Source organism: Psychrobacter sp. GP33 (assembly GCF_014119005.1).
GTDB lineage: Bacteria > Pseudomonadota > Gammaproteobacteria > Pseudomonadales > Moraxellaceae > Psychrobacter.
This window is the reverse complement of sequence record NZ_JACGYX010000016.1, coordinates 1-9,501: the sequence shown is the minus strand read 5'-3', so window position 1 is coordinate 9,501 and position 9,501 is coordinate 1. Positions and strand designations below refer to the sequence as shown.

Here is a 9,501-nt window from a genome sequence, read left to right as displayed (position 1 = left end):
GCTTTCAATATAGGTACGTAAGCACTCAATCATCACTATGTTTACCCAAAGATTAATCATCGCAAGTTTGCCCAAACGCTCACACTCAGATTCTAACGTAATAAACTTAACTGCAACATCAAACGCTTTAGGCTGACTTTTGTGACTATCGTTGTCTTCAGGCAAAATAGCAGGCAACGCAGATAATAAGGGTAGAAGTGGGTCTTTATCATATTGGCACTCAACCAATATTAATTGCACATTTAGCGTACTCTCTTCAGAGACCGTAATAATATCTTGGTTACAGTTAAGCGATATCCTATCCAGCGGCTTAGCTTCGTCTCCATGATAATCTAATGCATAACATACATGTTTATCGCCGTTAGCAATCATAACAACATCACCGGCATACATTTTCCTTGTTGCACCTTCTATGCTTATACAACAGCTACCCGCCTGAACTAAGTAGAAATATATCGCATTGCTACTCTTTATTGAATACGCCCAATCGCCTGAAAACTTTACACCATAATATTTAGTTTCACTTAAGTGCTGCCTTTGCTGGAATAACGTACTAAGCACGTCCATTTATCATGTCCTTGATAATTTATATTCAGCAAAACACTACTATTAGCATCTTCATCTACTAATCATTAACCAAGCAAAAGATTCGTTTTAAAAACAGTAGGTTGTGGTTAGGTATAAATTGTATGGTTTTTAATACACTTTTAAAAAATAAGAAAACTTATGTTCTTTTTCATAATAATATATACATATTTACGTTATAGCACATCATGTCTACTTATTAATTAGATCTATATTTTATGAGCACGTATTCGCCTTTTCTCTTTGTCGTATACCCAGTTTGATAGTTGTTTATTAAGACATTTTTTTAGTTTATCTTTATAAATAACTACAACATTATCTGTTCGTTCATATCTAGACTATTTTAAAAAATTAAATTTTTTCCACAAATAACCAGCGAACATGTGTTCGCTGGTTATTTATTTTTAGTTATAGTCCAAGATCGCAATTTTTGTTTGCAAACTATTTATTAGGTAGCTTATCTTATAGGTATACAAAAAAATAAAACAATAAGAAAAAGATAGAAGGGAGTTTTTATAGTGCGATCGTATTAAATAACTAATAACGATCGCATTTTTTTAATGTACTGATTCTTTTATTCCCTAAGGTGGAAGCTTCGTTAACTTCCGACAGGAAAAAAACAATATGAATAATTATTTTTATTTTTCAAATTATGAACTGGATTTAATCAATAGTGGTTTGTTGATTATGATGACAAAAAAAGCCAAAAAAAGTATGGAATTAACAGAAGAAAAAAGAGAGCATGATTATGAAGAAGTTAGTTTAGAGCTGTTCGAATTGTGCTTAAAAATAAAATCCCTGAGTAACGAATATACAAACTTATCTTCTCATGAACTGGACTTAATTAAGAGCGGTCTAATTATTTTAGCTGACTGCACTTATCGACAAGGTTTAGAAAAGCAAGATGAAGCGCTGTATTACGAAAGTTTTGATTTGCAGTTCAAAGAGGTGTGGGAAAAAATCCATAATAATGAGTCAACTCAAGTACATTGAGCTAACAAGTTATGACTTATCTGTTAAGCCGATATTCTGTGGTGGAAATTATATTTCCTAATTATTTTGAGACTATGGAAATAAGAGTGAGCAGTGTTTAACTTTGGGGCTTGTGTACTTTACATGTATATATTATTTAAACTCTTCTACCGTTTAGAAGAAGAAAAAGTGGTGGGTTTTAGAAAGTTATAACTCTGATAATAATTAATATATTGAGTTCCACATATTAAGTAAATAAAAAGGCAGCACATAGAATCTATTCTATGTGCTGCTTTTTTAGATTTTATGAGTAATGTATGTAAAGCTATAAGTCGTAAGGTTTATTACTTTTCCCCACACTGACAGCATTTCGAACACATACCGCATTTATCACAAGTCGATGGACAAGTGCATCCACATTTCGGACAAGTACAGCTAGAATTATAATGTATAGATGTTACCAATGATTTCAGTTTATTTCTAGAAATGAAGTTCATAATAAATCCTTATTTACGATAGATAATTCACTGTGTCTAGTCTTAATAAAGTATTTCGTACTGCTACTGTTTATTCAATAGCGTTATGAGTGATTGCCCATTAACTTTCCAGTTGGTCTATCATTCCTTGGTACTTTTCTTTCTTAGTAGTAATCTTATTGCGTTCTTCTTCCGCGTTATCTACTGATCCTTCAGAGTCTTCTATTTTCTTATCAAGAGCTTCTAACTCAGCGTTCATGCCATCCAGAAGTCTATTAAGCAGCATAGCGACGGCTTTTTCTGAAACTTCGTGAGTCATACCTGAAGTTTCAGACAGAAGATCATCTTTAAGTTTAGAAGCCCAATGATAGATATTAGCTATCGTCGTACCGTGCTTGGCTTCTTGGTCAGAATCAGAATTATTCTCTTTATCAGACATAAGGTCATCTTTAAGCTTAGTAGCCCATTGATAGATACTATTTATCGTCAAGCTGTGCTTATCTTCTGCATCAGACTTATCTTCTGCATCAGACTTATCTTCTGTATCAGACTTATCTTCTGCATCAGACTTATCTTCTGCATCAGACTTATCTTCTGCATCAGACTTATCTTCTGTATCAGATTTATCTTCTGTATCAGACTTATCTTCTGCATCAGACTTATCTTCTGTATCAGATTTATCTTCTGTATCAGATTTATCTTCTGTATCGATTTCATAGTCGTTAACAGCATTGTAATCGTCAAAATCGCCATCTTCATACACTACAGTATCGCCTTTTAGAACCTCTACACCCGTTACTGCATCATTTGAAAGAGATTCCGTTGTATTCTCAAGAGACTCTAAGGCACTCTCTATGCTATTTTTATTAACAGGTTTATCGGCCATGACTTAAAGTCCTCGTTATAATTTTAGGCAAAAAAGATGGAAACTTAATATTAAGCTACGGCCGTTTTTTGTTCAGTGTTTTAATGTAAATAGACACCAACAAAGTCTACTGCGATAAAATCTATAGATTATTCGATAACTAACCATAATGTATTGTACTTTTATCCGTACACAATCGGTGTACGTAACTACTCTCGAACGTTCTAAGGTTTAGTATAAATTATTAGAAAGCTATCGATGGCTTTGCAATCGTCGCGTCATATGAAATCAGCCCATTCTTAAACCTTTCTTCCTTAACTATAATAAGGATATTGAAATGAAAACATCAATATTAACTAAGTCGTTTCAAAACAAATTATGGATAGTGTTTTTAGTGAGTGTCGTTGGTCTCAGTGCTTGCAGTAGTGAGACAGAAGAGCCGGCTACCAATACGGAATCTAGCGAAATGATACCTGTGCAAAAAGAGGGCGTCGCTGAAGATCAAATGCCTGCCTCTACAGAAGACACAGAAGGGGCAGCATACTATTCTAGTAATGGTAATGTAGAAAATGAGCAAAAGGCCGATGATACGGATACTGTTAATGAAAATAACTCGAACTTAGATCAAACACGAGCACGCGGAGTACAGTAAGTATGGAAAAGCGAGCACTCCATTAAATATTAAAGGGTTTCTACAAGGTTATTATCATTTTGAATCGCTCCGATTATTAATTACTATCTCAAAATATCCCATTTTTGACGGCGGCAGCGTATACCCCAGCAGAACCAGTATATTTGCCTCTAAATCCATCTAATGGACTACCTATAGCAGACCGATGCTACGGAACCATCCCAAACAGCCATTCAAAGTAGCAACGTTTTCCTCTCACTTGAAAACATCAGCTAACACAATCCCTTATTTAACCTACTTGTCTCCTACCTGTTTCTTAGTTACAGTCAGAAACCTTATCTCAGATAATGATGATGAGTAATCAAATAACGACTATCTTTTATTAAGGGAATTACCCTATGGCGCTAGAACTGACTGGGGTTTCAGAAAAAACTGATGCCAACTCGCATCATGGCGAGCGCATTATCCTGCGTTTGACTTATGTGAGCCGATATAACACTGATAATGCGAATATCGAAGTAGCGCGTATTCTTGAGCAAGCGCAGCGCAACAACGAGCGCAATGGCATTACTGGCGTATTGGTCATTAATGAAAACTATTTTCTTCAGAGTATTGAGGGCGCAAGACCAGTTGTTAATGGTTTATTACGAGAGCTAATTAAAGATGATCGACATTTCTCATTGCAGATCGTTGAGTGTCGCGAAGTTGAACAGCGCCGTTGGGATAAATGGTCAATGAAATACTTAACGCTCAGCGATGATGACAAAGAGTATGTGCTGAAATTCTCAGCAAGCAATGAATTTAATCCTTATCTCATGAGTACGTCTCAGATAATGCTGTTTATTGAAGCCCTATCAGCACTTCAAGAACAACGCGCCTCTGAGCAGCAAGAAACCTAGGGTTCAATCAGCCTATTGAATCCGATACCATTGATACGAGAGACCAAATATGGCACAAAATACATCAGATGCCCACATTCTAGTAAGCATGACCTATGTCAGTCGCGCAACCCAAGAAATATCTGCTAAAGAAATCAGTGAGATTTTACAGCAAGCACAGCATAACAATGCTGCCAACGCCATTACGGGTATGCTGGTTTTTAAAGACAATATATTTCTGCAAACCATTGAAGGTTCAAGAGCGCGGATTAATCGCCTGTTGTATAGCCTGATTGCAGATCAACGGCATAATGACTTACAAGTACTTGAAACTAGGGAATTGGCGCATAGAGAATGGTCAAAATGGTCAATGAACTATGTCTCACCAACCCAAGATAACGCCGCGATTTATCTTAAGTATTCTACTACTGCTGATTTTAATCCGTACTTACTAAGTTTCGAATCAATACGTGGTTTGATGCGTGATCTTAGTCGTTAGTAAGCAAAGAAGCAGACAGTCTTTTTAGAATCCTGACCCAATAAACATCTGCTTTTAACCCTATGCCTGGTTTATTTGCGCCTGTTAGCCTTCTAAAGTGCTTTCGGCATGGTTACTACCCTCAAGGGATGTCACAGCCTGTAGAGCGCTGTTACTGGGCTTAGAGTGATAATCAAAAGACAAGGGCACGGTATTGGTTTCAGCAACCTGATTTAAAAACAACTTAATCGCTTGTGAAGGGGTTAATCCATAACTTTCAAACACTGAAAAAGCGCGGTCTCTTAGCTCCTGATCGAGCCTGATATTATAATTGGTGGTAGTCATACCTATACCTTCTATTTACTTGAGTATGCTCAATGTAAACTAAAGGTACAGGCATATCAATTATTATTCAGAATTTTGATATATTAAGTAGTGATACTCTACTCATCCAATCCACGCAGAAAATTATCAACTTTCTGCTGCAACTCTTTTCGAACGACATAGAGTTCGCCTACGCTACATTCTCTCAGCATACTTTCCTCATCTTTTAGCTCAAACATTTTTTTAAGTATGCTGTCGCCATGAGCTTCGTTCTCTAAACCAAAGGTGTTAAGACGACCCATTTGACGGTGGTATTCTCGTTGCGTCTCTTCAAACAGCATGAAATGGTGACTGGCTACTGATACCCCTCGAATACTCATAGATTGCTCCTTTAGATTTAGGGCATGTCACTTATTGGATCTTCGTTTAGTTCGGCATCCATCCTTTACTTATCAACAAGAGAACTATTTCTTTCGTTTGCTAGCTTCAGCTTCGCTTCAAACCGCTTCATAGACGTATCCAACTCTTCATGCGTGGGCTGTACATAGGGCTCATCACTAGCATCTGTATTACTTTCTTGGATGGGGTCATTAGAATACAAGTCAACAATAATTTGCTTTTTGATATCAGGCTTATCCTCACTCTGACTGCTCGCATTATCTGTAGCTACAGATAATTCCTTTGACTGTTTTTTATAGCGGTAGAGATAGCTCCTTAGCGTGGAAACCGACAATTCTAAATCATGACTTTCAGCCAGTATCTCAACGACCCCTTCATGAGTGTAGGTATCAAGCAAAATCTCAATCACATCATATAGCGACCGAAATTTTGAAAATTTTGTTCTCTTAGCCATCGTTATTCACCTATAAGAGCACCATTATTGATTACTCGTCTTTTGCAGTAAAAATGCAGTTATTTTGCAGCAGAATTGCCTGATTATATACTATTTGCCTCATTTATGCAGTAAAAATGCAGTTATTTTGCAGTAGTAACGCTCTTATAGCCTCTTTTGCTAAAAAAGCTGACCACAGGTAGAAAACAACCAATTTTTCTACCTGTTTTTTGGTCATTAAATTATTCAATTTAATGACTACACCATACGCACCCTAAAGGGACTGCCAAGTTACTGATATTGTTACGTTTAATGAAATTCAGGTGTTTGCAAAGTGCAAACAAAATCGACGTTAGCTATTGATTTATAAGGGAAAAAGGTGTCTACAAATTGTAAACAGCCGATTTTAAAAACAGTGAAAAATAGCCCTTTTTCACCTCTTTTTGCGTCAAAAATCGCGTTTTCCTAACAGGTAAATTTGTGGTGTAGTAAGTACTCTTTAGTGAAATTAAACCCAATTATCAGGAAGAAGTGGCGATGAACTACGCGATTTTGAGAACGGCAAAATTAAAGACCATGGGCAACATTGGTGGCAGTCTGGCACACAACTACCGAACGATAGAAACGCCAAATGCTGACCCCAACCGCACCCCTAAAAATCATCATAGCGTTGCTACCCCTGAAGCAGTCAAAAAAGTAATACAAAACAGACTTCCTGAAAAAAGACGTTCGGATGCGGTGCTATGTATTGAGTATTTGATAACCGCCAGTCCTGAATGGGAAGGCTGGGGAAATGACAAGGAAGCGGAATTTTTTAAGCGAGCGGGTCAGTGGCTCAGTGATAAACATGGCGCAGAAAATATTACAGGTATAAGTATTCATCGAGACATAAGCACAACGCAGCTGGTCGCTTATGTGGTTCCTATTGACCACAAGGGGAGGCTGAACTGTAAGGAATTTCTAAGCGGTCGGGCTAAGTTAAGCCAGATGCAGACTGATTTTGCCAATACGGTTACTGATCTGGGGCTAACGAGGGGCAAGGAAGGCTCTACAGCCAAGCATACCAGTATCAAGGCGTACTATCACGACATCAATCACGCGAGAGATTTTAGTATCACAGCTGAGCCGCCTAAGCCTGAATTATTTGAAAGCAAGGCTAGCTACGGTGAGAAAGTGATATCAGCGGTTATTAAGCAAATAGAACCGACGGTGAAAGCGGCAAACAGCATTTTAGCGAACTACGAGAAGGCTAGGACTGATAAAAGCGTTGCGGAAGACAGCTATGAGACCCTAAAAAAACGTGTTGAGCCTTACTTGATAGCGACTAAAGGGCTAAATCAAGAGGAAATAGCTAGGTTAAATGAGGTAATGCAGCTAGAAAGCCGTAAAATCGCTGTAGAGAGGGCTAAAATTGAAAGCGCTACGAAGGTATCAAAATAGAGTCAAACAACCTTTAAATCTAATTCTGTAGTCAAATAGAGCGGTTTCTATAGCTCATTATTGAGGTCTAAGCAAAATAAAGTCACTAGAATGGTAAAAGTACTTGAAAATTTGAAAAATCCTGTTGCTTTGGATTAGGTTAAAAAAACAAGTTAATGAATGAGCCAGAAAGAATGGATAGATTAGCTGTCCCAAAATATCACAATAAAAATTCTGATATTCCGATGTAACTAAGTCTTTTATCTCTTATCTTTTTCATTAGTAAAAAAATAAAAAAATGCTTTTAATGTTTTTAAATGCTTTTAACAGCTTTTAAGTCCTCTGCAAGCCTTGTTAAATAAGGCTTTGATAAGGCATAGAACGTAGTTTACTTACCCATAGAACGTAGTTTACTTACCCATAGAACGTAGTTTACTTACCCATAGAACGTAGTTTACTTACCATGTAACGATAGTTATTTATTTAACGTTATAACGGTGTTATATTATATTACCGTTACATAGATATAGGAGCTAAAATAATGGGAGAAGATATGAACATAGATAATAAGAAGATGGGTCTTGTAGTTAAGACCAATAGACTCAACACAGCTATTCAGAATCTTACACTTGCTGAAATAAGGTTAGTTCAGTTAGCTATTATAGATAGTAGAGAGAAGAACGAGGGCTTATCTGCTGATAAGCCTTTAATTATAAAAGCTTCGAGATATGCTGAAGCTTTTGGGACGACGCGACAAGGTGCTTATGACGTACTTAAAAAAGCAGAAGAAAACCTGTTCGAGCGTAGATTTACTTTTTTAGACGAAAATGATGGTTATCCTGTTAAGTCCCGTTGGATTAGTCAAGCCAAGTACAAACAAGATAAAGGTACTATTGAGATTATTTTTACGCCTGCTGTAGTCAACGAAATAACACGTATAAACGGTATAGAGCAGTTTTTTACTAAGTACACACTAGAACAAACTTCTACGCTTAATAGTATGTATTCAGTACGTTTATACGAGCTGCTCATACAGTGGCGCGAAGCTAAGAAAACACCTTTATTTGGTTTAAAGGTGTTTAGAGGTCAGCTGGGAGTAGACGATGATGAATATGAGCGAATGTGTGACTTTAAGTCTGGAGTTCTACATAAAGCCATTACAGAAATCAATAAACACACTGATATTAAAGTCAGCTATGATCAAGAAAAAGATGGTAAAAATATTGTTGGCTTTAAATTTAAAGTATTAACTAAAGATAAACCGAAAGCTACCAAGCAAAAAGGTGTTGGTAGAGATGCAGATACAGCAGATATGTTTGCGATTGAAGGGTTAAACGACAATCAGCTAGGACGCATTGCCCGTAATCCTAGCTTTGTTGCCGATTATAATCACATGGTCAGCTCTACCAGTCCAGCCGGTCAAGACCCTAAAGCATGGGAGTTTGAGATGATCAATCGTCTTAAAAAAGATGCTTCACAGTTCAAGAAACGTCCTCTTAGAGAGTATCTTGAATATTAGAGCTCGTAAATATATTGAGTAAATACTGTTCCCTAGTGAGGACTTGAAGCTTCAACTGTGTGTTATATACGCTAATAGATTGAGCTATTGCATGCATGAGGGAACAAGATGAAATATTTTTAAGTCCTATCTAATGACAAATTAAAGATAGGATTAAATCCTGGTGACAACTTTTTGCTGCTGATACGCTTTTGGAGACATGCCATACACCCGCTTGAATGCCTGACTAAAAGTTGAGTTTGAAGCATAACCAACCATCTCACTAATTTGACCAATATTATTTTGTCGCAAACGAAGGTGACTGGCGGCAAGACGTAAGCGGTAATCAGTTAAATAAGTCAATGGTGGTGTACCAACGGTCTCTCTAAACCGCTGAGAAAAACTTGAACGAGACATTCCAGCCTCTTTAGCAAGCTCATGGGTAGTCCAGCTATAATCTGGTTTATCATGCATTAAAATCAGCACCTTAGATAAGTACGGCTCCCTCATTGCTATTAACCAACTGTCTGATGTCTCAGGTAA

The 9,501-nt window shown here is 37.1% G+C and carries 12 protein-coding genes; 6 read left to right on the top strand and 6 right to left on the bottom strand.

What is annotated here, in order from left to right; genetic code table 11:
- A partial coding sequence (locus H2245_RS11780) for a cupin domain-containing protein (protein ID WP_182407604.1) occupies window positions 1-567 on the bottom strand: 567 nt, incomplete at its 3' end.
- Between the two features lie 642 nt (window positions 568-1,209).
- Between H2245_RS11780 and H2245_RS11775 the strand changes: the two genes are divergently transcribed.
- The gene (locus tag H2245_RS11775; protein WP_062536807.1) at window positions 1,210-1,578 is read left to right on the top strand and encodes a hypothetical protein; all 369 of its coding nucleotides are present in this window, start codon (window positions 1,210-1,212) and stop codon (window positions 1,576-1,578) included.
- 576 nt (window positions 1,579-2,154) lie between these two features.
- Here the strand turns inward: H2245_RS11775 and H2245_RS11770 are convergent.
- On the bottom strand, window positions 2,155-2,919 hold the full coding sequence (locus H2245_RS11770) for an MSCRAMM family adhesin SdrC (protein ID WP_220464439.1): 765 nt from the start codon (window positions 2,917-2,919) through the stop codon (window positions 2,155-2,157).
- Between the two features lie 316 nt (window positions 2,920-3,235).
- On the opposite strand from H2245_RS11770, the gene H2245_RS11765 reads away from it, so the two are divergent.
- The 3 genes from H2245_RS11765 to H2245_RS11755 all read left to right on the top strand — a co-directional run bounded on the left by H2245_RS11765 (window position 3,236) and on the right by H2245_RS11755 (window position 4,906).
- Window positions 3,236-3,550 carry a hypothetical protein gene (locus H2245_RS11765; protein WP_182407603.1) on the top strand — a complete coding sequence of 105 codons (315 nt, stop codon included), beginning with the start codon at window positions 3,236-3,238 and terminating at the stop codon, window positions 3,548-3,550.
- 377 nt (window positions 3,551-3,927) lie between these two features.
- A complete protein-coding gene (locus H2245_RS11760) occupies window positions 3,928-4,428 on the top strand; it encodes a BLUF domain-containing protein (protein WP_182407602.1) in 501 nt (166 codons plus the stop codon).
- Window positions 4,429-4,477: 49 nt separating this feature from the next.
- Window positions 4,478-4,906: a BLUF domain-containing protein gene (locus H2245_RS11755; RefSeq protein WP_182407601.1), complete on the top strand. Its 429-nt coding sequence runs from the start codon at window positions 4,478-4,480 to the stop codon at window positions 4,904-4,906.
- Window positions 4,907-4,990: 84 nt separating this feature from the next.
- Here the strand turns inward: H2245_RS11755 and H2245_RS11750 are convergent, their stop codons facing one another.
- The 3 genes from H2245_RS11750 to H2245_RS11740 form a co-directional block, all read right to left on the bottom strand.
- Window positions 4,991-5,230, bottom strand: coding sequence for a type II toxin-antitoxin system RelB/DinJ family antitoxin (locus H2245_RS11750; RefSeq protein WP_182407600.1), 240 nt, complete (start codon window positions 5,228-5,230; stop codon window positions 4,991-4,993).
- Window positions 5,231-5,328: 98 nt separating this feature from the next.
- On the bottom strand, window positions 5,329-5,589 hold the full coding sequence (locus H2245_RS11745; RefSeq protein ID WP_182407599.1) for a hypothetical protein: 261 nt from the start codon (window positions 5,587-5,589) through the stop codon (window positions 5,329-5,331).
- Window positions 5,590-5,654: 65 nt separating this feature from the next.
- Entirely contained in the window at window positions 5,655-6,062 is a 408-nt protein-coding gene (locus H2245_RS11740) for a hypothetical protein (protein ID WP_182407598.1), read from the bottom strand.
- A gap of 516 nt (window positions 6,063-6,578) precedes the next feature.
- Here H2245_RS11740 and mobV point away from each other — a divergent pair.
- Both mobV and repM read left to right on the top strand, forming a co-directional pair.
- On the top strand, window positions 6,579-7,481 hold the full coding sequence (gene mobV, locus H2245_RS11735) for a MobV family relaxase (RefSeq protein ID WP_182407597.1): 903 nt from the start codon (window positions 6,579-6,581) through the stop codon (window positions 7,479-7,481).
- 520 nt (window positions 7,482-8,001) lie between these two features.
- Window positions 8,002-8,979 carry a replication initiation protein RepM gene (gene repM, locus H2245_RS11730; protein WP_259365216.1) on the top strand — a complete coding sequence of 326 codons (978 nt, stop codon included), beginning with the start codon at window positions 8,002-8,004 and terminating at the stop codon, window positions 8,977-8,979.
- Window positions 8,980-9,132: 153 nt separating this feature from the next.
- On the opposite strand, the gene H2245_RS11725 is transcribed toward repM, so the two are convergent.
- Window positions 9,133-9,501 (bottom strand): helix-turn-helix transcriptional regulator (locus H2245_RS11725; protein ID WP_182407596.1); only part of this gene is annotated, 369 nt, incomplete at its 5' end.

Excerpts from the sequence above, each read along its gene's own strand:
- H2245_RS11775 (WP_062536807.1), top strand. The coding sequence starts at position 1,210 with ATGAATAATTATTTTTATTTTTCAAATTATGAACTGGATTTAATCAAT.
- H2245_RS11770 (WP_220464439.1), bottom strand. The coding sequence starts at position 2,919 with ATGGCCGATAAACCTGTTAATAAAAATAGCATAGAGAGTGCCTTAGAG.
- H2245_RS11765 (WP_182407603.1), top strand. The coding sequence starts at position 3,236 with ATGAAAACATCAATATTAACTAAGTCGTTTCAAAACAAATTATGGATA.
- H2245_RS11760 (WP_182407602.1), top strand. The coding sequence starts at position 3,928 with ATGGCGCTAGAACTGACTGGGGTTTCAGAAAAAACTGATGCCAACTCG.
- H2245_RS11755 (WP_182407601.1), top strand. The coding sequence starts at position 4,478 with ATGGCACAAAATACATCAGATGCCCACATTCTAGTAAGCATGACCTAT.
- H2245_RS11750 (WP_182407600.1), bottom strand. The coding sequence starts at position 5,230 with ATGACTACCACCAATTATAATATCAGGCTCGATCAGGAGCTAAGAGAC.
- H2245_RS11745 (WP_182407599.1), bottom strand. The coding sequence starts at position 5,589 with ATGAGTATTCGAGGGGTATCAGTAGCCAGTCACCATTTCATGCTGTTT.
- H2245_RS11740 (WP_182407598.1), bottom strand. The coding sequence starts at position 6,062 with ATGGCTAAGAGAACAAAATTTTCAAAATTTCGGTCGCTATATGATGTG.
- mobV (WP_182407597.1), top strand. The coding sequence starts at position 6,579 with ATGAACTACGCGATTTTGAGAACGGCAAAATTAAAGACCATGGGCAAC.
- repM (WP_259365216.1), top strand. The coding sequence starts at position 8,002 with ATGGGAGAAGATATGAACATAGATAATAAGAAGATGGGTCTTGTAGTT.